Annotated in this window: 22 protein-coding genes and 2 pseudogenes; 16 read left to right on the top strand and 8 right to left on the bottom strand. The window is 53.9% G+C overall.

Annotated features, from left to right (window positions below; genetic code table 11):
* Positions 1–25 precede the first annotated feature (25 nt).
* The 5 genes from frdA (at position 26) to KDD30_RS01145 (ending at position 4,440) form a co-directional block, all read left to right on the top strand.
* Positions 26–1,831 carry a fumarate reductase (quinol) flavoprotein subunit gene (gene frdA / locus KDD30_RS01165; protein WP_211647003.1) on the top strand — a complete coding sequence of 602 codons (1,806 nt, stop codon included), beginning with the start codon at positions 26–28 and terminating at the stop codon, positions 1,829–1,831.
* Complete coding sequence (locus tag KDD30_RS01160) at positions 1,831–2,589, top strand: succinate dehydrogenase/fumarate reductase iron-sulfur subunit (protein WP_211647002.1); 759 nt, start codon at positions 1,831–1,833, stop codon at positions 2,587–2,589. Before frdA ends, KDD30_RS01160 begins: the two co-directional genes overlap by 1 nt.
* Before the next feature lie 2 nt (positions 2,590–2,591).
* The gene (frdC, locus tag KDD30_RS01155; protein WP_211647001.1) at positions 2,592–2,975 is read left to right on the top strand and encodes a fumarate reductase subunit FrdC; all 384 of its coding nucleotides are present in this window, start codon (positions 2,592–2,594) and stop codon (positions 2,973–2,975) included.
* A 10-nt stretch (positions 2,976–2,985) separates the two neighbouring features.
* Positions 2,986–3,363 carry a fumarate reductase subunit FrdD gene (gene frdD / locus KDD30_RS01150; RefSeq protein ID WP_211647000.1) on the top strand — a complete coding sequence of 126 codons (378 nt, stop codon included), beginning with the start codon at positions 2,986–2,988 and terminating at the stop codon, positions 3,361–3,363.
* 123 nt (positions 3,364–3,486) lie between these two features.
* Positions 3,487–4,440 (top strand): D-2-hydroxyacid dehydrogenase, encoded by a 954-nt coding sequence (locus tag KDD30_RS01145; protein ID WP_211646999.1) that lies wholly within the window; start codon positions 3,487–3,489, stop codon positions 4,438–4,440.
* A gap of 8 nt (positions 4,441–4,448) precedes the next feature.
* Here the strand turns inward: KDD30_RS01145 and djlA are convergent.
* Positions 4,449–5,302, bottom strand: a pseudogene (gene djlA, locus KDD30_RS01140) (co-chaperone DjlA).
* 362 nt (positions 5,303–5,664) lie between these two features.
* Between djlA and lptD the strand changes: the two are divergent.
* The 6 genes from lptD to apaH all read left to right on the top strand — a co-directional run bounded on the left by lptD (position 5,665) and on the right by apaH (position 12,458).
* Positions 5,665–8,004: an LPS assembly protein LptD gene (lptD, locus tag KDD30_RS01135; RefSeq protein ID WP_211646998.1), complete on the top strand. Its 2,340-nt coding sequence runs from the start codon at positions 5,665–5,667 to the stop codon at positions 8,002–8,004.
* A gap of 57 nt (positions 8,005–8,061) precedes the next feature.
* Positions 8,062–9,369: a peptidylprolyl isomerase SurA gene (gene surA, locus KDD30_RS01130; protein WP_211649410.1), complete on the top strand. Its 1,308-nt coding sequence runs from the start codon at positions 8,062–8,064 to the stop codon at positions 9,367–9,369.
* Positions 9,356–10,348: a 4-hydroxythreonine-4-phosphate dehydrogenase PdxA gene (gene pdxA, locus KDD30_RS01125; protein WP_211646997.1), complete on the top strand. Its 993-nt coding sequence runs from the start codon at positions 9,356–9,358 to the stop codon at positions 10,346–10,348. Before surA ends, pdxA begins: the two co-directional genes overlap by 14 nt.
* Positions 10,345–11,157: a 16S rRNA (adenine(1518)-N(6)/adenine(1519)-N(6))-dimethyltransferase RsmA gene (gene rsmA, locus KDD30_RS01120; protein ID WP_211646996.1), complete on the top strand. Its 813-nt coding sequence runs from the start codon at positions 10,345–10,347 to the stop codon at positions 11,155–11,157. Before pdxA ends, rsmA begins: the two co-directional genes overlap by 4 nt.
* A 73-nt stretch (positions 11,158–11,230) precedes the next feature.
* Positions 11,231–11,614: a Co2+/Mg2+ efflux protein ApaG gene (gene apaG / locus KDD30_RS01115; RefSeq protein ID WP_211646995.1), complete on the top strand. Its 384-nt coding sequence runs from the start codon at positions 11,231–11,233 to the stop codon at positions 11,612–11,614.
* 13 nt (positions 11,615–11,627) lie between these two features.
* The gene (apaH, locus tag KDD30_RS01110; RefSeq protein ID WP_211646994.1) at positions 11,628–12,458 is read left to right on the top strand and encodes a bis(5'-nucleosyl)-tetraphosphatase (symmetrical) ApaH; all 831 of its coding nucleotides are present in this window, start codon (positions 11,628–11,630) and stop codon (positions 12,456–12,458) included.
* A gap of 144 nt (positions 12,459–12,602) precedes the next feature.
* Here the strand turns inward: apaH and KDD30_RS01105 are convergent, their stop codons facing one another.
* Entirely contained in the window at positions 12,603–13,508 is a 906-nt protein-coding gene (locus KDD30_RS01105) for a LysR family transcriptional regulator (protein ID WP_211646993.1), read from the bottom strand.
* A 119-nt stretch (positions 13,509–13,627) separates the two neighbouring features.
* Between KDD30_RS01105 and KDD30_RS01100 the strand changes: the two genes are divergently transcribed.
* Positions 13,628–14,245, top strand: coding sequence for a LysE family transporter (locus KDD30_RS01100; RefSeq protein WP_211646992.1), 618 nt, complete (start codon positions 13,628–13,630; stop codon positions 14,243–14,245).
* 48 nt (positions 14,246–14,293) lie between these two features.
* Here the strand turns inward: KDD30_RS01100 and folA are convergent, their stop codons facing one another.
* From folA to rplU, 5 genes are all read right to left on the bottom strand, one after another.
* Positions 14,294–14,776, bottom strand: a complete 483-nt coding sequence (gene folA, locus KDD30_RS01095; protein ID WP_211646991.1) for a type 3 dihydrofolate reductase — start codon at positions 14,774–14,776, stop codon at positions 14,294–14,296.
* Positions 14,777–14,790: 14 nt separating this feature from the next.
* Positions 14,791–15,594: a threonine/serine exporter family protein gene (locus tag KDD30_RS01090; protein ID WP_211646990.1), complete on the bottom strand. Its 804-nt coding sequence runs from the start codon at positions 15,592–15,594 to the stop codon at positions 14,791–14,793.
* Between the two features lie 114 nt (positions 15,595–15,708).
* A complete protein-coding gene (gene cgtA / locus KDD30_RS01085) occupies positions 15,709–16,893 on the bottom strand; it encodes an Obg family GTPase CgtA (RefSeq protein ID WP_211646989.1) in 1,185 nt (394 codons plus the stop codon).
* Between the two features lie 193 nt (positions 16,894–17,086).
* Entirely contained in the window at positions 17,087–17,347 is a 261-nt protein-coding gene (gene rpmA / locus KDD30_RS01080; protein ID WP_211646988.1) for a 50S ribosomal protein L27, read from the bottom strand.
* Positions 17,348–17,366: 19 nt separating this feature from the next.
* Complete coding sequence (gene rplU / locus KDD30_RS01075) at positions 17,367–17,678, bottom strand: 50S ribosomal protein L21 (RefSeq protein WP_027251813.1); 312 nt, start codon at positions 17,676–17,678, stop codon at positions 17,367–17,369.
* Positions 17,679–17,955: 277 nt separating this feature from the next.
* Between rplU and ispB the strand changes: the two genes are divergently transcribed.
* A complete protein-coding gene (gene ispB / locus KDD30_RS01070) occupies positions 17,956–18,927 on the top strand; it encodes an octaprenyl diphosphate synthase (protein WP_211646987.1) in 972 nt (323 codons plus the stop codon).
* Between the two features lie 151 nt (positions 18,928–19,078).
* Positions 19,079–19,270, top strand: coding sequence for a hypothetical protein (locus tag KDD30_RS01065; RefSeq protein ID WP_211646986.1), 192 nt, complete (start codon positions 19,079–19,081; stop codon positions 19,268–19,270).
* Positions 19,271–19,369: 99 nt separating this feature from the next.
* Here KDD30_RS01065 and mdh read toward each other — a convergent pair.
* Positions 19,370–20,307: pseudogene (mdh, locus tag KDD30_RS01060) on the bottom strand (malate dehydrogenase).
* A 412-nt stretch (positions 20,308–20,719) separates the two neighbouring features.
* On the opposite strand from mdh, the gene argR reads away from it, so the two are divergent.
* The gene (gene argR, locus KDD30_RS01055) at positions 20,720–21,190 is read left to right on the top strand and encodes a transcriptional regulator ArgR (protein ID WP_211646985.1); all 471 of its coding nucleotides are present in this window, start codon (positions 20,720–20,722) and stop codon (positions 21,188–21,190) included.
* A gap of 285 nt (positions 21,191–21,475) precedes the next feature.
* A complete protein-coding gene (locus KDD30_RS01050) occupies positions 21,476–22,444 on the top strand; it encodes a TAXI family TRAP transporter solute-binding subunit (RefSeq protein WP_211646984.1) in 969 nt (322 codons plus the stop codon).
* Positions 22,445–22,472 lie beyond the last annotated feature (28 nt).

Raw genomic sequence — 22,472 nt, 5'->3', positions numbered from 1 at the left:
CCCGCAGGCCCTACAGGAGGACACCGTGCAAATCCTGACCACTGATATCGCAGTCATCGGTGCTGGCGGCGCCGGATTACGCACCGCCATTGCCGCTGCTGAAGCAAACCCTGAACTGGAAATCGCTCTGATTTCCAAAGTCTATCCGATGCGCTCCCACACGGTTGCCGCAGAAGGAGGCTCTGCTGCAGTGATCAAGGAAGAAGACAGCCTGGACAACCACTTCCACGATACCGTGAGTGGTGGCGACTGGCTGTGTGAACAGGATGTTGTGGAATACTTTGTCAATCACGCCACCCGCGAAATGATTCAGATGGAACTCTGGGGCTGCCCCTGGAGCCGGAAAGACAACGGCGAGGTGAACGTCCGCCGGTTCGGCGGCATGAAAGTCGAACGGACCTGGTTTGCCGCCGATAAAACCGGCTTTCACATGCTGCATACCCTGTTCCAGACCTCAATGAAATACCCTCAGATCAAACGGTTCGACGAGTTCTTTGTACTGGATTTGCTGGTTGACGACGGCAAAGCGCAGGGCCTGATCGCCATTCACATGTCAGAAGGCGAGCTGGTCGCCATCAAGGCCAAAGCTGTGGTGCTGGCGACCGGAGGCGCTGGCCGGGTGTATCACTGCAATACCAACGGTGGCATCGTCACCGGCGACGGCATGGCGATGGCGTATCGCCACGGCGTTCCGCTGCGGGATATGGAATTCGTGCAGTATCATCCGACCGGACTGCCCGGCACCGGTATTCTGATGACAGAAGGCTGCCGCGGCGAAGGCGGCATCATCGTCAACAGACACGGTTACCGTTATCTTCAGGACTATGGCATGGGACCGGAAACGCCGGTCGGCCAGCCAAAAAATAAATACATGGAGCTCGGCCCGCGCGACAAAGTCTCGCAGGCCTTCTGGCACGAACAGCAAAAGGGCAACACGATTGATCATCCGCTGGGCGATGTGGTGCATCTGGATCTGCGTCATCTGGGCGAAGACTATCTCAACGAGCGGCTGCCGTTTATCTGTGAACTGGCGAAAGCCTATGTGAATGTCGACCCGGCCAGGGAGCCCATCCCGATCCGTCCGACGGTGCACTACACCATGGGGGGCATTGAAACCGACGCTCGCTGTGAAACCCGCATTGCTGGTCTGTTTGCTGTCGGGGAATGTGCTTCCATCGGCCTGCACGGCGCTAATCGGTTAGGGTCCAATTCTCTGGCTGAGTTCGTGGTGTTCGGGCGGGTTGCCGGAGAACAGGCCGTAAAACGGGCCGGGGAATTTACGGGCTGGAATGATGCGGCCATCACGCAACAGATCAAGGCAGCCGAAGCCCGGATCCAGGCGCTGATGACTCAGGAAGGGGATGAAAACTGGGCAGAGATCCGCAAGGAAATGGGGCTGGCGATGGAAGCCGGCTGCGGTATCTACCGTCAGGCCGATCTCATGCAGCAGACCATCGACACACTGGCCGGGCTGAAAGATCGCTACACGCGGATCCGGATTGAGGATCAAGGCAAAGTGTTCAACACCGATCTGCTCTATGCCCTGGAGATCGGTTACGGCCTGGATGTGGCCGAAGCCATGGTGCATTCCGCGATCCAGCGCCGCGAGTCCCGCGGGGCCCACCAGCGACTGGATGAAGGTTGTACGGAGCGGGATGACACGCACTTCCTCAAACATTCGCTGGCTTTCTTTCAACCTGACGGTGCACCCCGCATTGATTACAGCGAGGTCACGATTACCAAATCCCAGCCGAAAGCACGACTGTACGGCGAAGCTGCCGAGCAAGCTGCCGCCGTGCAGGCAGCGGCCCAATCAGAGGAGCACCACTGATGTCAGCGACCGGAATTCAAACGGTGAACATTCTGCGCTATCAACCGGAGCAGGATGACACACCGCATATCCAGACTTATGAGGTGCCTTTCGATGCCACCATGTCGGTGCTGGATGCCCTCAACTATGTCAAAGACTATCTGGATAAAGATCTGAGCTACCGCTGCTCCTGCCGGATGGCGATCTGTGGCTCCTGCGGCGTCATGGTCAATGGCGTGCCGAAACTGGCCTGTAAATGTTTTCTGCGGGATTATCCGGACGGCGTCACTATTGAGCCGCTGGCGAATTTCCCGATTGAAAAGGATCTGGTGGTCGACATGACGCCCTTCATTGAGCGCCTGGAAGCCATCAAGCCCTACCTCATCGGGAACCCTCGTCAACCGGAAGACGGCACCAACCTGCAAACCCCGGCGCAGATGGACCTCTACAAACAGTTTTCCGGCTGTATCAACTGCGGCCTGTGCTATGCCGCCTGCCCACAGTTTGGACTGAACCCGGCCTTCATCGGCCCGGCAGCGCTGACTCTGGCGCATCGTTATAACCTGGACAACCGGGATTTTGGCAACGCTGAACGCATGAAACTGATCAATAGCGAAAACGGTGCCTGGGGCTGCACTTTTGTCGGCTACTGCTCCGAAGTCTGTCCGAAACATGTCGATCCGGCGGCGGCCGTCAATCAGGGCAAGATCGAATCCGCCAAGGACTTCGTGATTGCCATGCTCAAGCCGGACGGCTCACACAACCCCGTGGAGGTCTGAACATGAGTCATCGCAAACCCTATGTCCGCCCGATGAAACGAGACTGGTGGCTGCATCACCCGTTCTACCGTTTCTATATGCTGCGTGAGGCGACCGTTGTGCCGCTGGTGTGCTTTACCGTGTTGCTGGCCTGCGGCCTGGGTGCGCTAGTCCGGGGGCCGGCGGCCTGGCAAGGCTGGCTGGCGCTGATGTCCCATCCGGTGATTATCGCCATCAATCTCGTCGCGCTGGCAGGCAGTCTGCTGCATGCTTTCACCTTCTTCAAGATGATGCCGCAAGTGATGCCGATTCGCCTCGGGAGCAAAGTGCTGGATAAAAAATGGGTCATTGGCGCGCAGTGGACAGCCGCCGCTGTGATTTCTCTGGTTGTACTGTGGTTGGTATAAGGAGCGCAACGTGAAGACATCTCATCCGGTCGATCTCAATCCGAAACGCTCAGAAGAACCCATCTGGTGGAGCCTGTTTGGTGCCGGGGGCACCTGGTTTGCCATGGTCACCCCGGTCACCATACTGGTACTGGGTCTTCTGATGCCGCTGGGGATCATTGATGCCGAACACTTCAGTTATGATCGCGTGCTGGCCTTTGCCACCCGTTGGGTCGGCGCCGCTTTTCTGTTTCTGACACTGGCGTTACCCATGTGGCATGCCATGCACCGGGTTCACCACGGGTTGCACGATCTGAAATTTCACACCGGCCTGGCCGGCAAAGTGATCTGCTATGGTTTCGCCGCCTTCATGTCCGCACTGGCTGCGATTTTCCTGCTCATGCTGTAAGTGCCCCTTCAGCAGAGCGGCCAGCGTGTCGCTCTGTTTCCCGGCTTGCAGCCATACCGAGGCTGGTGTTTACTGTCTGTCTTCTGACCGAAAACACATCGCATGCAGCAAGGAGTAAGCGTGATGCAACACATTGTTTTTCTGGATCGGGATACCATTCCCAGCCAGATCCAGCTCCCCCGTCCGGCGTTTGAACACCAATGGCAGGATTACCCGGCAACCGCGCCGGATCAGATTGTTGCACGACTCAAAGACGCCCACATCGCAGTCACCAATAAGGTAGTACTGGATGCCGGTATTTTGCGTCAGTTACCCCAGCTGAAAATGGTGGCGATCGCCGCAACCGGCACCAATAATGTGGATTTAGATTATTGTCGCGCGCATGACATCGTCGTCAGTAACATCCGGGGTTATGCCACTGGCTCGGTGCCGGAGCATGTCATCGCCATGCTGTTCGCCCTGAAAAGAAATCTCTTTGCCTATCATCAGGATATTCAGGCGGGTGTCTGGCAGGACAAAAAGCAGTTCTGCTTCTTCACTCACCCGATTGGTGATGTGGCAGGCAGTACGCTCGGCATTATCGGCAGTGGCAGTCTTGGACAGGCGGTCGGAACACTGGCTTCAGCACTGGGTATCAGGGTGATCTTTGCAGAACGCAAAGGTGCAGCCGTCTGCCGTGACGGCTATCTGCCGTTTGAGCAGGTGCTTCAGACTGCCGATGCGATCACCCTGCACTGTCCGCTCACAGGGGCGACGACAAATTTGATTGCGGCCCCGGAACTGGCCCAGATGAAACCCGGCAGCTTGCTGATCAATACAGGCCGGGGCGGATTAGTTCATGAAGCGGATTTAGTGGAAGCGCTCAAAACCGGCCCGTTGGGCGGCGCCGGTGTGGATGTGTTTACCGCTGAACCCGCAGACAAATCAAACCCGTTGCTGGCCAACGCGGATCTGCCCAACCTGTTACTCACACCCCATGTGGCCTGGGGCGCTGATTCAGCCATTCAGGCACTGGCAAACCAGTTAATAGACAATCTGGCAGCCTTCGTCGCAGGCAAGCCACGCAACCGCGTCTGAGACGCGGTTTATTTGTAGCCCTTTTCTTTTTTGATCAGCTCATAAGCAGCCGTCAGTTCCTGTGCTTTCTGTTTGGCCAGCTCCATCATCTCTGGCGGCAGACCTTTGGCCGCCAGCTTGTCCGGGTGATGTTCGTTCATCAGTTTGCGGTAAGCTCGTTTCAGGTCTTTCGCGCTGGCGTCCTGTGCAACGCCCAGTAATTCGTAGGCATCGGCCATTTGATCCCGGCTGGGTGCCTGACGAGGCCCACCCTGTTGCTGCTGGGATTGCTGGCGGTAGAAACCACCGCCCTGCTGAAAACGAAACGCCGCTTCCTGCATGTGCAGACGTCGTTCCAGTTGCTGATCAGAAAACCCCAGTCCCCGGCCAATCACAAAGAGCAATTGGCGTTCTTTCGGATGCAGGCTGCCGTCTGCAAAGGCTGCCTGAATTTGCAGCTCCAGAAAAAATTGCAGCAAATCCAGGCGCCCCTGTGTACTCTGCCGGACCCGGCCCAAGACGTCCTGCAATGGAAAATCTTCCGCCTTCCCCTCGCGGAATGCATCCTGTGCCAGACGGCGGGCTTCACCATGCAGTTGCATTCTGTCCATGATAGCGCTGGCCACCCGGATCTCTTCCTGTGTCACCCGGCCTTTGGCTTTCGCGACATGGCCCATGACCGAAAATCCGGCATGGAAGAACTCGGCCTGACGGGACTGCTGATCCGCCTGCCCGCCTGAAAAACGCCCAAAACCGCCCCCTGATAAGCATTGCGACGGGCCTGATCGAACTTATGGCCTAAAAAGATGCCTAATAACAAACCAATAGGTCCACCAAGGAGGAAACCAAAAAATGCACCTAGAATCTTGCCCAACACCTGCATGTTATACTCTCTGGTAATTTGCTAAATTGTGCCCGCGAATGCCGTCTAATCTTATGAAAAGAGTGGACTGTCGACATGATCTCTAGCCATAAAGGCAGCCTCAGTCTGACAAATGTCTCGCGGCATCATAGCAGAAAAAATAATAATGATTTTATCCGGTCACAGACCTGTTACCCATCCATTGTGATGCTGTGGAGCAGAAATTGCTTTATCATAGCAACCTTTATCTGGGGACTTCTGGCTCGGGCCGGATACCTGAGGTTGTTGAGTTTTTGTCTGGTTGCGTCGTGGCCCGGACAAAATAGTTCAACCCCCGTTGGGTCACTTTGCGCTATATCATGAACACAGGAATTTAAATCTCAATGTCTTTCACTTCCCGCAGTTTATTGGCGACCATGATCAGCATTGCTTTATATGGCCCGTCAGCATTCGCCAATGATGCCCTCATTGAGAAGGAAACCAGCCCGACGGCCGAGGATGAACTGGCTCTGGTTCGAGGCATGTGCCTGACACCGGATCCCAGCGAAGGGGACCCGAACAACGCCCCAATCCGTATCTCCGCCGATCAGGCCGAAGCATCAAGCGGAGAGAGCGTCACATACTCCGGCGATGTCGTGATTCGACAATCCAACCGCACGGTTGCCGCCGATATTGCCACCATGAACCAGCGCAAGAATACCGTTAGCGCCGAAGGCAATGTTTACTTCCATGATGGCACCATCGAAGTGTATGCCGATAACATGCACAACAACCTGGATACCGATGATGCCGAGATCAACAACGCCGTCTACAGCCTGACCTGTGAAGCCGGCCGTGGTGAAGCAACCAAAATCGAAAAAGAAGGCATGACCTACTATCGGTTGCGGAACGGCACCTATACCACCTGTCCGCCCGGAGACAAAAGCTGGCAATTCACCGCCACCAGCATTGAGCGCGAAGCCGATTCGCCGTTTGCCGATCTGTACAACGCCCGCTTCGAAGTCCTCGATGTGCCGGTATTTTACATGCCTTACCTGCGGGTGCCTGTCGGCGATGAGCGCCTGACCGGCTTTCTGTATCCGACCGTTAGTTACGGCTCCCGCGATGGTTTCGAACTGGAAACCCCGTTCTACTGGAACATCGCGCCAAATTACGATCTGACCCTGACGCCGAAATACATGAGTAACCGCGGGGTGCAGCTCAAAAGCCATTTCCGCTATCTGACCGAATTTGGCCAGGGCGGCCTGAAAGGCGAATATCTGCCAGACGACAGTGCAGCCAGCGATAACGATCCGCGCTGGGCCTTTAACTGGTCCCACAGCGGTACTTATGACGAGAACTGGATTTTCCATGTCGATTACAGCAAAGTCAGCGACGTGACCTATTTCTCGGATGTTGATTCTGACATCGGCCGTCGTGAAGACAACAACCTGCTGCAAACCGGCGAAGTCTCCTACCGGGATTACAATTGGGATTCAACCCTGCGGGTCCGGAATTTCCAGCCACTGACACCCGGGGTCTCTTCCAACTATCGCCTGATGCCGCAACTTGAGTTCAACTATTACGAACCTGAACTGGGTTATGGTCTGGACTTTGGTTTGCTGAGTCATATCAGCCGCTTTGAAAATGATGATCCGAGTAATCCATCGGCAGACCGGGTGCATCTGGAGCCATCGCTGACGCTTCCCTATGCGACACCGTGGTGGTCGATGACCACAGAAGCCAAGCTGATGTACACCTATTACAATCAGGAATTCGACCCAACCGTGGTCGGCCTGGAAGATCTGGATGAAACCGCGACCCGGACCGTGCCCAGCCTGCGCATGCTGACCGGCCTGTACTTTGAGCGGGATACCGATCTGTTCGGCAGTGGCTACACCCAGAGCCTGGAGCCACAGCTTCAGTATCTGTATGTGAAAGATGTCGATCAGAGCAATATTTACGGCGCCTATGACACCACGATTCTGCAGACCGATTACTACGGCCTGTTCCGCGATCGCCGCTATTCCAGCGTGGACCGGATTGCCGCAGCCAACCAGTTTACCGTCGGGGCCAGTACCCGGTTCTTCGACAACGATTTAAAAGAGCGTTTCAACCTGTCATTTGGTCAGATCTTTTATCTCAATGATTCCGGTCGTAATCTGCAGGAAGAAGGCGAATCCCAACCGAACTATTCGGCATCTGCCTTTGAGTCAGATTTCAACTATAACGACTGGCTGTTCTTCCATGGCAGCCTGCAGTATGACGCCAGCGAAAAAGACATGCAGTTTGCCAACGCGGCGATGGAATACCGGGAAGGCGGCCTGTTTAGCCAGCTCAACTATCGCTATGTCTCGAAAGAGTATATTCAGCAGAGTCTGCCGGATAATAATCAGATCGATAATTACACACAGGAAGGGATTTCTCAGGTCGGCTTCTCGACCGGTTTCCCGATCCATGCGGGTCTGAGCATCCGGGGGGATTACTACCATGACCTCACGGAAAATCAGATGGTGGAAGGACAAATCTCACTGAACTACCGTTCTGACTGCTGGATGATTACGCTGGGTTACAACGAATACATGGTGGCGCGCAGCAATGTGAACACACAACCGGTTGAGTACGAGCAGAACTTCAGTATCTCGTTCTCGCTGCTGGGTCTGGCTGGCGCATCGGCGGTCGGTGCTTCCAGCGCCAGTGGCAATGCCATCGGCTATGGTCGTCCTTTCTACCTGAATAACTAAACAGGACGGGCCATGGCCCGTCCTCACCAACTGCGCATGATGCGCCTGGATACGGATATGAAAATGTGGAAGTCTTTTCTTGTTGGCCTGTCCCTGTTAGGCCTGACCACCAGCTCTCTGGCGGCCATTCAGCCGCTGGATAAAGTCGTCACCATTGTGAACGAAAGCGTGATTCTGCAAAGCGATGTGGATGCCATGCTGAAAACCGTTCATCTCAATGCCGCCCAGCAGGGCCAGTCATTGCCGGATGACAGTGTTCTGATCAATCAGGTGATGGAAAAGCTCATCATGGAAACCCTGCAGCTACAGCAGGCAGAACAGTTCGGGATCCGCATTGATGATAACCGTCTGGATCAGGCGATCGCTCAAATCGCTGCTGAGCGAAATATGTCTCTGGCACAGCTACAGCAGGAACTGGCCAGCAACGGCATCAGCTATCCTATGTTTCGCGAGCAGATCCGCCGGGATCTGACCGCCAGTGAAGCCCGCACCATCATGGTTCGCCGCCGGATCAATATTCTGCCACAGGAAGTCGACAACCTCGCGACGCAGCTGAACCAGCAACAACAGGAAGGGGTGCAGTACAATGTCAGCCATATTCTGATCCGTCTGGACGAAGGAGCCAGTCAGACTGACCGCCAGCGCGCAGAAGGCAAAGCCCGCGATCTGGTCACTCAGCTCAATCAGCCGGGTACTGACTTTGCCAATCTGGCTTACAGCGCCTCCAACGGCCCGAAAGCCTTGCAGGGTGGTGCCTGGGGCTGGATGAGCCCGGAAGAAATGCCGACTATCTTCGCCGATCAGATCCATGGACAGGGGAAAGGTGCTATCATAGGGCCATTCCGCAGTGGTGTGGGTTACCACATTCTCAAAATCAATGATGTGAAGGGTCTGGAGACTGTCTCCGTCACGGAAGTGAAAGCCCGCCACATCCTGCTGAAAACCTCCGTCATCCTCAGTGATGAGGGAGCGAAAAAAGAGCTGGAGCAGGTTCGCCAGGATGTCCTGGCCGGTCGTCGCAATTTTGCCGATGCCGCACAGGCACTGAGTGCTGATCCGGGTTCTGCCGTCAATGGCGGTGACCTGGGATGGCAAACCCCTGACATTTATGTCCCTGAATTCAAAGCGCAGGTCGAATCCCTGCCGGAAGGCACCCTCAGTGAACCGTTTAAGACGGTCCACGGCTGGCATATTGTTGAAGTGCTGGATCGCCGTCAGGTGGATCGCACCGATGCCGCGGTGAAAAACCGTGCCTACCGGATCCTCTTCAGCCGGAAGTTTAATGAAGAAGCTCAGGCGTGGCTGCAGGAATTGCGGGCTGGCGCCTATATTGAACAACCAGGATATGATGATGAACAAGGTTAAACGTATTGCCGTCACGCCGGGGGAACCGGCGGGAATAGGCCCGGATCTCGTGGTGACGCTGGCACAGGAAGCCTGGCCGCACGAGCTGGTCGTTTGTGCCAGTGCCGAGCTCATGGTAGAACGTGCAGCCGCGTTGGGTGTCCCACTGGAAGTCATCCGTTATGATGCCAGCCGTCCGGCTGCGCCGCACCGGCCGGGCACCCTGCTCGTCGCCGATCGCCCGCTGGATGCGCCGGTTGTCCCGGGCCAGCTGAACGAGCGCAATGGCCACTACGTGCTGGAAACATTGCGCCGTGCCGCCGAAGGCAATATGGATGGCGAATTTGCAGCGCTGGTCACCGGACCGGTTCACAAAGGCATTATCAATCAGGCAGGTGTGTCCTTCAGTGGCCACACCGAATTTTTTGCCCAGCAGGCGCAATCGAATCAGGTTGTGATGATGCTGGCAACCGAAGGATTACGGGTGGCGCTGGTCACCACGCATATCCCACTGGCGTATGTGGCCAAGGCCATCACCCAGGACAGAATTCATCAGGTCATTCGTGTCTTGCACGCAGATCTGAAAAGCAAATTCGGCATCAAGACGCCAAAAATATACGTCTGTGGTCTGAATCCCCATGCCGGGGAAGACGGTCACCTGGGCCGGGAAGAGATCGATGTGATCACCCCGGCACTGAATGTCCTCAGAGAAGAGGACGGCATGCATCTGGTTGGCCCGTTGCCAGCGGATACAATTTTCCAGGACAAGTACCTGGCCAACGCTGATGCGGTACTGGCGATGTACCACGATCAGGGCTTACCTGTCCTGAAATTCAAAGGTTTTGGCAATGCCGTCAACATCACGCTGGGACTGCCTTTTATCAGAACATCAGTAGATCATGGTACTGCACTGGAACTCGCAGGTACCGGACAGGCGGATACTGGGAGCCTCAGGACAGCGCTGACCCACGCCATCGAAATGGTAGACAAACAACAATGAGCAGTGATCAGGTCCATCTGGGCCACCGCGCCCGTAAGCGCTTTGGCCAGAACTTTTTGCACGACGAGTACATCATCGACAACATCGTCGCCGCGATTAATCCGAAACCAGGCCAGAACCTGGTAGAAATCGGTCCGGGTCTGGGTGCCCTGACTGAGCCTGTTGGCAAACAGGTCGATAAATTTACCGTGGTCGAGCTTGACCGCGATCTGGCAGAACGTCTGCGCCACCATCCGGAGCTGGCCAGTAAACTGACGATTCATGAAGGCGATGCCATGCGCTTCGACTTCACGCAGTTGATCAAAGAAAACAACAAGCTGCGGATTTTCGGCAACCTGCCCTACAACATTTCAACACCACTGATGTTCCACCTGTTCACTTTCCATGAACATGTAGAGGACATGCACTTCATGCTGCAAAAAGAAGTGGTGAACCGTTTGGCCGCAGGTCCGGGCAGCAAAGCATATGGTCGTCTGACCGTGATGGCTCAGTACTATTGCAGAGTCATGCCGGTACTGGAAGTGCCGCCAAGTGCGTTTAAACCAGCCCCCAAAGTCGATTCTGCAGTGGTTCGTTTAACACCATATGAGACCTTGCCGCATCCGTGTACTAACCTGAAATGGCTGGATCGCGTGACGCGCGAAGGATTTAACCAGCGCCGTAAAACCATCCGGAACTGCTATAAGTCTCTGATGGATGCAGAAACGCTGGAACATCTGGGGATCAATCCGGGCGCTCGTCCGGAAAACCTGACTCTGGAACAGTTTGTGGCCATGGCGAACTGGCTGGATGCCAACCCAACCCACTAAACAGCGTGTGCCGGACCCAATGTCCGGCTTTTTTGCTATATAGGGTAACGTCGTTTCGAAAGGAAGCTGCAAGGTGAACAAGAAAGCAAATCCAACCATCAAATGCCGCGTCATCACTCACTATATTGATGACCAGTCGGAACCGGAACAAGATCGCTACGTCTTTTCTTACACCATTACTATCTGCAATCTGGGCCAGGGCAATGCGCAATTACTGCGTCGTCGCTGGCTGATCACAGATGCCAATGGCAAGAAACTGGTCGTAGAAGGTGAAGGGGTCGTCGGTGAGCAGCCCACCATTGCTGCCAACGATGAATATACCTATACCAGCGGGACGATTATCGAAACCCCACTGGGGGTGATGGAAGGCCATTACGTCATGATCGACGAAGATGGCAACGAGTTTCAGGCAGAAATCTTACCTTTCCGCCTCGCAATTCCCAATATTCTGCATTAATCACAGGGCATGCATGGCGACTTATCTGGTCGGTGATATTCAGGGCTGTTACCGTGAACTGTGCGCCTTACTGGCGCACGTCGGGTTCAGCGAAAAAGAAGATGAGCTCTGGCTGGCGGGCGATCTCGTCGCCCGCGGGCCGGATTCTCTCTCGACCCTGCGTCTGGTGAAATCGCTGGGCAAAGCGGCAACCACTGTACTGGGGAATCACGACCTCCATTTGCTGGCGATTGCCGAGGGGATTGGTAAAGCCAAACCCAAAGATGGCATCGATCCGATTCTGCAGGCCACTGACCGCGACGCACTGCTGGACTGGCTGCGCCACCAGCCGTTGCTCGCAGAACATCCGCACCATCCGATTGTGATGGCGCACGCCGGGATTCCGCCGCAATGGCCACTTGAAGACGCCCGGCTCTGTGCCCGGGACGTTGAAGCCTTGCTGCAAAGCGAGCAGTATCCCTGGCTCTTGAAAGAGATGTACGGCAATAAGCCGGATCAGTGGCACCCTGAACTCACCGGGCTGGACCGGATGCGTTTCACAATCAACGCCCTCACCCGGATGCGCTTTCTGCACCCGGATGGCCGTTTGGACATGCACTGCAAACTGCCTCCCGGCGAGCCCGGTACAGAACACCTGACGCCCTGGTTTCAGTATCCCCGGCCTGCACCACTGGGCAAAACCGTCATCTTCGGCCACTGGGCATCACTGATGGGTGTCGAAGAAACCGGATTTATCGGCCTGGATACCGGCTGTGTCTGGGGCAATCAGCTCACCATGCTGCGCTGGGAAGATCAACAACGGTTTGAGCAAGACAGAATCATACCAATCAAAGTAAGTAAGTGATCAAAAATAGCGCAGGAAAAATGTTTGAGAACAAGGCAGATTTTTTAGATAAGTCCTGATTCTACAATCAAAAAATCTAACGCAGATATCGAACATTTTAACAAGCTAGGATGACCAGTTATTTACTGCGATTGGTATCATTCCCTAAGGGCGTGCTGGCAATGCAGCCATGACACGCTCAGTGGTTTCCTGAAAAGCCTGGCGTAACCAGTCCAGCAAAGCTACAACCCGTTTGTCCGCCTCGATCGCATTCGGCGACAGCAGACAATAAGACGAGCCGTCCGGCGTAAATCCGAAAGGGGCAGTCAACTGCCGGTTTCGGATGTCACTGTCCACCATGTAAATCGACCCCAGACCCCAGCCAGTTCCGGCATAGACCGCCTCAAGCATAATGTAGAAATGCTCAAACCAGACCTCATCCCGGACTGGAACAGCCTGTCGAGCATTTTGCTGCCAGACCTGCCAGGCACTTGGCCGCGTTTGGGTATGCAGCCGAGTTACCGGCTCCGTATCAGATGCACGCTGCTCCCAGGATTCGGTCAGTACAACCGGCCCCGTGAGCTCCGGCCCGATGATGGCAGCGTGGTCATTCGGACTCCGACTGAAATCGTCCCGGCGAATCGCAATATCGGCCTGACTGTGCCGCCAATCTATCGGCCCGCCGGAAGCACTCAGATGCACCTCAATCTCCGGATGCAGAGATTGAAATTCAGCCAGACGCGGGATCAGCCACTTCATCATGATGGTCGGCTCACAGGAAACCACCAGCGGGGGCTGGTTTTCCGGGGCTTGCATTGCTTTCAGAGTCTGCTTCAGGATATCAAACATTTCCTGACAACCGGCCTGCAGTTGCTCGCCCTGAGGCGTCAGAAAAATGCCCCGATTTCTCCGCTCAAACAATTGCAATCCCAGTGTTCCTTCCAGCTGTGTCAGCTGCCGGCTGACGGCTGATTGCGTCACGCACAATTCATCCGCAGCTTTCACCAGACTTTGATATCGTGCAGCCGCTTCAAAGACACGCAGCGCATTGAGTGAGGGTAATTTCATCATCGTTGAGTTTTTCGCAAGTAATCATTGAGAAGCTATCAGTATTCAAGATACCGAATTTACAGAACAATAAGACGAAATCAACTGCATGATGACTTGAATATTTGTAAAGGAAACCTGAAATGACAGAACTTTTTGCCGTCGTGATGATTACTGTGCTGGCCGTGATGAGTCCGGGGGCTGATTTTGCCATGGTCACCCGGAACAGTTATCTGTGTGGCCGGAAAGCAGGCCTACTGGCTGCTCTGGGCATCGCTGCTGGTGTGTTGATTCATGTCGGCTACACCCTATTGGGGATCGGTATCCTCATTGCCACCTCCCCAACGCTGTTCACGGCCATCCAGTATCTCGGCGCGGCGTATCTGATCTATATCGGATTCAGTACGTTACGGACCCGAACACACTTAGAGGGCCCTGAAGAGATGCCGTTGGCCCCTTCCGGATTTGCTGCCTTCAGACAGGGATTGATGACCAATGCGCTCAATCCGAAAACGACGCTGTTTGTGCTCAGTACTTTTACGCAAGTGGTGAACCCGGACACCTCGGTATGGGTCCAGTTGGGTTATGGGCTCTTTATGGCGAGCGCACATGGGGTGTGGTTCAGTCTGGTGGCGATCTTCTTCTCGCAGGCATCTCTCAGGACTGCCATGCTCCGTCGTCAGAGCATCATCAACCGGACCATTGGCAGTGTTCTCATGCTGCTGGGTGCCTCGCTGGCGCTGGCACCGATGGCCGGATAATTCACATCGGCCCGTGTTCACGCACGGGCCAAATCGCAAGCAGCAGGATTACTCACGCTCAAGTACGACAAATTCCATATCATGCGCGTTTTTTTCGTCTGCCGCATAGTGTTCGCTGTAAATCTGCTTCCAGCCCGCTCCCCAATCTGGAAAACAGGTATCGCCCTCAACCGTCAGATCAATCAACGTCAGATACAGCGCATCGGCCATCGGCAGGCATTCAGCATACACACTGCCACCGCCAATGATCATCAACTCTTCAACCGCGCCTGCCGCCTCTTGGGCAGCGTGAAGATCAGTCACCACCGTCACCCCTTCCGCCCGATAATCCGGGTTGCGGGTGATCACGATATTATGACGACCCGGCAAAGGACGACCGATGGACTCAAACGTTTTACGTCCCATCACAATGGGTTTTCCCAGCGTCACTTTTTTAAACCAGGCGAAGTCAGCCGGTAAATGCCAGGGCATCGCGTTATCTTTGCCAATCACTCTGTGCTTTGCCATCGCGGCGACCATACTGATTTTCACGCGTCTCACTCCTTTTAAATCACTGGTCGGCGACGATAAAACATTAGGCCGGGCATTGCCAGTCCAATTGCAAGGGCTGCCACAGTAAAGGCTGCGGTGATCCCGTTTTCCGCCATGCGTTGCCAGATCTCGGGGGAAAAGCCATGCTGATTCAGATCCACCAGGGCAATCATGGTTTTAAACGCATAAACGCCGGGCACCAGTAACAGCACGGACGAGGCCATGGCCAGAAAGGGCTCATTCCCCAGCGCAAATAAAGGAGCAGATGCCGATACCGCAGTCGCCACAAACGCAGCAGCAGCGAAAGTCAGCAGTGGGTTAAAGTGATGATGCGCCATCCAGAGTCGCAAGGCCATGGCAGCAGAGGCGGCAGTCAAGGTGATCATCGCAAGGATCCAGTCGCCACCAGCCAGCAGGCAGAATGCGGCGCAGGACAGACCGATCATCAGGATCACTCCCAGCGGCGGATAACGCTGAGGCTGGATCGCCGCCAGGCGTTTTGCCATGCTGTCCGGATCCAACAGCCCTTTTTCCGCCATGATGCACAAGTGGTGGATCCGGATCACCACCGCCATATTGATCCCATGATCCCGGCAGCGACGTGTGGTCGTCAGACAGTGCCCTTCAACATGGACGGTTACCACAATGGCATTCGCGGTCAGCGCAATATTGACCTCATCCACGCCCAGTGCCAGCCCCACACGTTGACTGACATCCACCACGACCGCAGATTCCGCACCATGCTGTAATAACCGCTGGCCGACCTGTGCGACAATCCGGGCGATATCCCGTTCCATTTTCAGTATGACTGGCTGCATCCTGTGACTCCCTCTGCTTCCATGCTCGCTGTGCATTATCTCTGCTCAGAGAAAATTCAATTTGATGGGGCACAAAAAAACCGCTCCTGAGAGCGGTTTTCAGATCAACGGCCGTTATGGCTTGTAAATGATTTCGACATCATAGTCGTCTTCATTCCAGTCATCCCAGTCGTCGTCATCATCGTCATCGTCTTGCTTGGCATTTTTCTTCAGCTGCTGCTCGTGGTAGTCATCCCACTTGAAGTCAACTTTCTTGGTCTCTTCGACTTCTTCCTCTTCCTCGACGATTTGAGGAATAGAAGCAATCAGATCCATCAGCTCATAAGTCAGCGGCTTGATACCGGTCCGGTTCAGGGCAGAGATACAAAAATACTTGTCTTCCCATGCCAGCGCTTCCAGCACTTCCTGGATCTTTTCCTGCGCTTCTTCTTCCGGCAACAAATCCACCTTGTTAAAGAGGATCCAACGCGGCTTGTTCACCAGCTTCTCGCTGTACTGCTCCAGCTCATTGAGGATCGTAAAGGCATTTTCAACCGGATCCGAGCCGTCCGCCGGCAGTAGATCGATCATGTGCAGCAGCACGCGGCAACGCTCCAGATGCTTCAGGAAGCGGATCCCCAGACCAGCGCCGTCAGCAGCCCCTTCGATCAGGCCCGGAATGTCGGCCACCACAAAGCTGCGCTCGCTATCCACACGCACCACACCCAGGCTTGGGACCAGTGTGGTAAACGGATAATCCGCAACTTTTGGCTTCGCTGCAGAAACCGCACGAATGAAGGTCGATTTACCCGCATTCGGCAAGCCCAGCATCCCCACGTCAGCCAACAGCAGCAGCTCAAGGCGCAGATGACGAATCTCACCCTTGGTGCCCATGGTTTTCTGGCGTGGTGCCCGGTTTACGGACGATTTAAAGCGGGTGTTGCCCAGACCATGGAAACCACCTTTGGCCACCATGATTTTCATGCCGTGCTTGGTCAGGTCGGCAATCACCTCACCGGTCTCTTCATCCACCGCTCGGGTTCCCACCGGTACAGACAGAACACGGTCGTTCCCGCGCTTACCGGTACAGTTGCCGCCACGGCCATTTTCACCGCGCTCCGCCGCATGAAAACGTTCGAAACGGTAATCGATCAGTGTATTCAGGTTCTCGTCCGCCAGCAGATACACATCGCCGCCGTCACCACCATCGCCGCCATCAGGGCCGCCTTTCGGGACATACTTTTCGCGACGGAAGCTGACAGTACCGTTACCGCCGTCACCTGCATCCACCCGGATTACCGCTTCATCTACAAATTTCATCTTATTCTCCGCACTCTGGCGTTCACGTCGTCAGTCACGGGCATACGCCGCCTGACTGTCTTTATTGTAATACCAATCGGAATAATTCTCAGGGCAAGGCAATGCCCACTGGCAGCGAGGATGAGGCCATCCTGCTCCATAACAAAAAGCCCCGCCAATTGGCAGGGCTTTCACGTTCTTCACGAAACTGAACTTATTCAGCAGATTCGATAGAAACGAATTTACGGTTTTGTGGACCTTTCACTTCGAATTTCACTTTGCCATCAGTCAGAGCGAACAGAGTGTGGTCTTTACCCAAACCTACGTTAGTACCAGCGTGGAACTTAGTACCGCGCTGACGAACGATGATGTTACCTGCCAGAACAGATTCGCCACCGAAACGCTTAACACCTAGGCGTTTACTTTCTGAGTCACGGCCGTTACGAGTAGAACCGCCAGCTTTTTTGTGTGCCATCTCTAAACTCTCCTAATTCTTAAGCGCTGATGCCAGTGATTTTGACTTCAGTGAACCACTGACGGTGGCCCATTTGCTTACGAGAATGCTTACGACGACGGAACTTAACGATTTTAACTTTATCGCCACGACCGTGTGTCACAACCTCAGCAGTCACTTTACCACCCGCAACGAATGGTGCACCAACTGTTACTTCTTCACCGTTAGCAACCAGCAGAACTTTGTCGAATTCAACGTTCGCACCAGTTTCAACGTCCAGTTTTTCCAAGCGTAAGGTCTGGCCTTCGCTCACTCGGTGTTGCTTACCACCACTTTGAAAAACAGCGTACATGTCTTACTCCGCTTATCCGCATAGGCCACTTGCCACGGCAAAATTTGGGCAATGGGTATGCGCTTAATCTTGTCATCAATAGGGCGCGAATATTACTGGAAATCGTGCTGCTTGGCAAGCCGTTGGCTAAAGAAAATTGGCGAAAAGCTGCTCAGCAGAAAAAGTCATTCAATTTGCATGACTGGAGGTTAGGAAGCTGAGAAGGTTTTAGTGTAGTATGCCTGCATCTTTCTATTTTGAATGCGCCGATACGGCTTACAATTTTGCTGGATGTATCATGGATTTCAAAACTATCCAAGCACTCACCGCCGATGATATGGCGGCGGTTGACGCAAAGATTCAGGCACAACTGACCTCAGAAGTCGCCCTGATCAACCAACTGGGATTTTATATCGTCAGCAGCGGTGGTAAACGCCTGCGTCCCATCCTTGCCATTCTGGCCGCCCGGGCACTTGGTTATCAAGGCGAAAAACACATCACGGCAGCGGCATTTATTGAATTCATTCATACCGCCACTTTGCTCCATGACGATGTGGTGGACGAATCAGACATGCGCCGCGGGAAAGCCACTGCCAATGCCGCCTTCGGGAATGCTGCCAGTGTGCTGGTTGGTGATTATATCTATACCCGCTCTTTCCAGATGATGACCAGCCTGAGATCCTTGCGGATCCTCGACATTATGAGTGAGGCCACCAATGTGATCGCTGAAGGTGAAGTCCAACAGCTCATGAACTGTAATGATCCGGACACCACCGAAGCCAGTTACATGCAGGTCATCTATTCCAAAACTGCACGTTTATTTGAAGCCGCCACTCAGGTCGCGGCGATCCTGTCGGATGCATCCGAATCTGTCGAGCTGGCACTGCAGGAATATGGCCGGTATCTGGGCACAGCATTCCAGCTGATTGACGATGTACTGGATTACAGTGCAGACGGCGAAGAAATGGGCAAGAACGTTGGGGATGATCTGGCAGAAGGGAAACCGACCCTGCCACTGCTCCACGCCATGCAACACGGAAATACGGCCCAGGCTGCGATGATCCGTGAAGCCATTGAGCAAGGCAACGGTCTGGACAAACTGCAACCGATTCTCGCCTGTATGGAAGAGCACGGCTCTCTGGCCTACACCCAGCAACGTGCTGAGGAAGAGGCAGAAAAAGCCATTGCAGCGCTCTCTGTGCTGCCTGAAAGCGACTACAAAACCGCCCTGATAGCACTGGCGCACCTGTCGGTCAATCGCACCAAGTAATTCCTTTTTGTGATGCCCCTTTTTTGCGGCCTGATGTTCTTCAGGCCGCGACTTGCTCCCACACCCATTTCTGCTTCCGCGCGCGATATTTTGGCCTGCACTATAGTTATCAGAGCAGGGAAACCCTTTATCTTCTTCGTCGGAGGTCAGCATGCAAACCAAAGATGTGAAACAGGGCATGTGGGTCGAATACCCGCAAGGGATCGCAGAAGTGATCGAAGTCGATCCGGATCATGACACCGCGCTGATTGAAAACCTGAAGGATCACAAACGGATCCATATTCAGTGCAGTGAATTAAAAGACGAGCCGCAATTGCATGGCGGATGTAGCGATTATTACTGAAACCAGCCGGATGAATTCCGGAGCCCAAAACAAACAAAGCGGCCTGAGGCCGCTTTGTTGATCGATACCGGTTGGTCGGCCGGATCACGCAAGACAGTTTTACTTCGCAGCGAAGGTTTCGCCCAGCTCGATGTCACCTTTCAGCGTTGTCAGCATGCTGTCCAGTGCTTCTTGCTCAAACGCACTCAGTGAGCCGTAATCCAGCACTTCTTCCGCACCGTTCTTACCCAGACGTACTGGCTGTGCAAAGAAACGGGCATGTTTGCCGTTGCCTTCAACGTAGGCACACTCAATCACGTTCTGCTCGCCCTGCAGGGCACGAACCAGAGACAGCCCAAAACGGCAAGCCGCCTGACCCATAGACAGGGTTGCAGAACCGCCGCCCGCTTTCGCTTCAACCACTTCGGTGCCCGCGTTCTGAATCCGTGGGGTCAGCGCTTTCACTTCTTCTTCTGTGAACGTCACGCCTTCAACCTGAGACAGCAAGGGCAGAATCGTCACCCCAGAGTGACCGCCGATGACCGGCACCTTCACTTCACGTGGGTCCAGACCTTTCAGTTCAGCCACGAAAGTTTCAGAACGGATGATATCCAGTGTGGTCACACCGAACAGTTTATTCTTGTCGTAAACACCTGCTTTCTTCAGAACGTCAGCAGCAATGGCAACAGTGGTGTTTACCGGGTTCGTGATGATGCCGATACACGCTTTCGGACAAACAACGGCAATTTTCTCGGCCAGAGATTTTACGATACCGGCATTGACGTTAAACAGATCGGCACGATCCATACCTGGCTTACGCGCCACGCCTGCAGAAATCAGCACCACATCCGCACCTTCCAGTGCTGGTGTTGGATCTTCACCGGCATAGCCTTTGATTGAAACTGGCGTTGGGATGTGGCTCAGATCAGCCGCAACACCTGGGTCACAGGGGCAATATCATAAAGTGCCAGGTCAGAGCCGGCAGGCAGTTCATTTTTCAGCAGCAGAGCCAGAGCCTGGCCGATACCGCCAGCCGCACCAATAACAGCAACTTTCATTTTCGTTCTCCTTTACGATAGATATGAGGGGCTCTTGATCTTTCGTCATCCCAAAAGCTCAAAGCCCCCAGGGTTCAACAGACAGACCCTTCGCACTGACATCAGGTGTAGGCCCAATGTTGTCACCCTGAATCGGATATTTTTCATTTTCTCGGGCATCAAGACGGTATAGGAAGCCCCGAAAAAAAACAATCATACCCCCTCAGCTTTGCGATGTTACGCAGGCAGGCGTCACATTTTCTTTTCAACATATTCAGTAAACATCATGCCAAAAAAGTGATTTACTCAATAATTATGCAATCGACTAAACTCATAACAGTAACTTAGTCCCAACTTTGAATGAACACTGTTTGCTACTGACTAAGAGGTTGTGACAAAATATGGCCCCTCTCCCTGTACATGAAATTTACTTATGCGTAGCTCTGATAAACAAGAACGCTTGATAAAAGCATTCAAAGCCATACTCAAGGAAGAAAAATTCAGCTCTCAAGGCGAGATCGTTGACGCCCTGAAAGCGCAGGGTTTCGATAATATTAACCAATCGAAAGTGTCACGGATGCTGACGAAATTTGGCGCTGTGCGGACCCGCAACGCCAAAATGGAAATGGTTTACTGCCTGCCAGTTGAACTGGGAGTGCCGACAATCAGCAGCCCGCTGAAAGAGCTGGTGATGGAGGTTGGCTATAACCATGCCATGGTGGTGATCCACACCGGACCAGGCGCAGCGCAGGTCATTGCCCGTCTGCTGGATTCATTGGGCCGCGCTGAGGGCATTCTGGGAGTCGTCGCTGGTGATGATACGATTTTTATCACCCCGACCCTGAACACCACTTCAGAAGAGCTGTTCGATTCGGTCTGCTCGCTGTTTGATTACAGCAAGTAAGCCTGAGTCTGCACGCTGCCCTCTCTGAACCATAGAGAGGGCAAACATCAATTCCCTTCTCATTTTCCCCGTTCTGCCCGCGCCTGATTTCAAACAAGAGTGGATAATTATGCTCTTCTGAACCTGTCTGATGTCGCAATCTCATTACTTTTTGACAAAAAGGCATTTACAAAGTTTTAAACTCATCCAAAACGTTTGCTATTATCTCTTTGATTTGTTTAAAGCATTGCGAGCCGGATTGCCGCTCACAGCTGATAAGAATGAACACAACAGGAAGGGATCACAATGGCATTTTCAAAACTGCTGAAAGTCAGCGCATTATCTGCGACCGTCATGACGTCCGGATTGGCGCACGCAGAAGAATTCATCACCATTGGTACAGGCTCTGTCACCGGGGTGTATTACCCGACAGGCGGCGCAATCTGTAAACTCGTGAACAACGAGCGTAAAACCAACGGCATTCGCTGTTCCGTCGAATCAACCGGTGGCTCAATCTACAACGTGAACACCATGCGTGCCGGGGAACTGGATTTCGGTGTGGTGCAATCCGACTGGCAGTATCACGGCTACAACGGCACCAGTGAATTTAAAGAAATGGGTCCTTATAAAGAGATGCGCGCTGTTTTCTCGCTGCATACAGAACCCTTTAATATCATCGCCCGGACCGACGCTGGCATTAACAACCTCGATGACCTGAAAGGCAAACGTGTGAACATCGGTAACCCGGGTTCAGGCGACCGTGCCACCATGGAAGTCGTGATGAATGCGATGGGCTGGAACAAAGATGACTTTAAACTGGCTGCTGAGCTGAAAGGTTCGGAGCGTTCTCAGGCGCTGTGTGATAACAAGATCGACGCCTTTGTTTACGTGGTCGGCCACCCGAACGGATCGATCAAAGAAGCAACCACTTCGTGTGACGCTAAACTGGTTCCTGCGACAGGCGCTGCCATCGATAAATTAGTGGCCGACAATCCATACTACGCGAAATCGACCATACCGGGTGGCATGTACCGCGGTACAGATAACGACGTTAACAGCTTTGGTGTTGCTGCAACACTGGTGAGTTCAACCAAAGTGTCTGACGATGCCGTGTATGCCGTGGTGAAAGCCGTGTTCGAAAACTTCCACGTCTTTACGCGTCTGCACCCAAGCTTCGCGAACCTGAAAAAAGAAGACATGCTGAAAGCCGGCATTTCAATTCCAATGCATCCAGGTGCAGAGAAATACTACAAAGAAGTCGGCCTGATCAAATAAGCCTCTTTGTGCTGATTTCAATCCAGTG

The sequence above is a fragment of the Photobacterium sp. GJ3 genome (assembly GCF_018199995.1).
GTDB lineage: Bacteria > Pseudomonadota > Gammaproteobacteria > Enterobacterales > Vibrionaceae > Photobacterium.
This window is presented reverse-complemented; position numbering and strand designations above follow the sequence as displayed.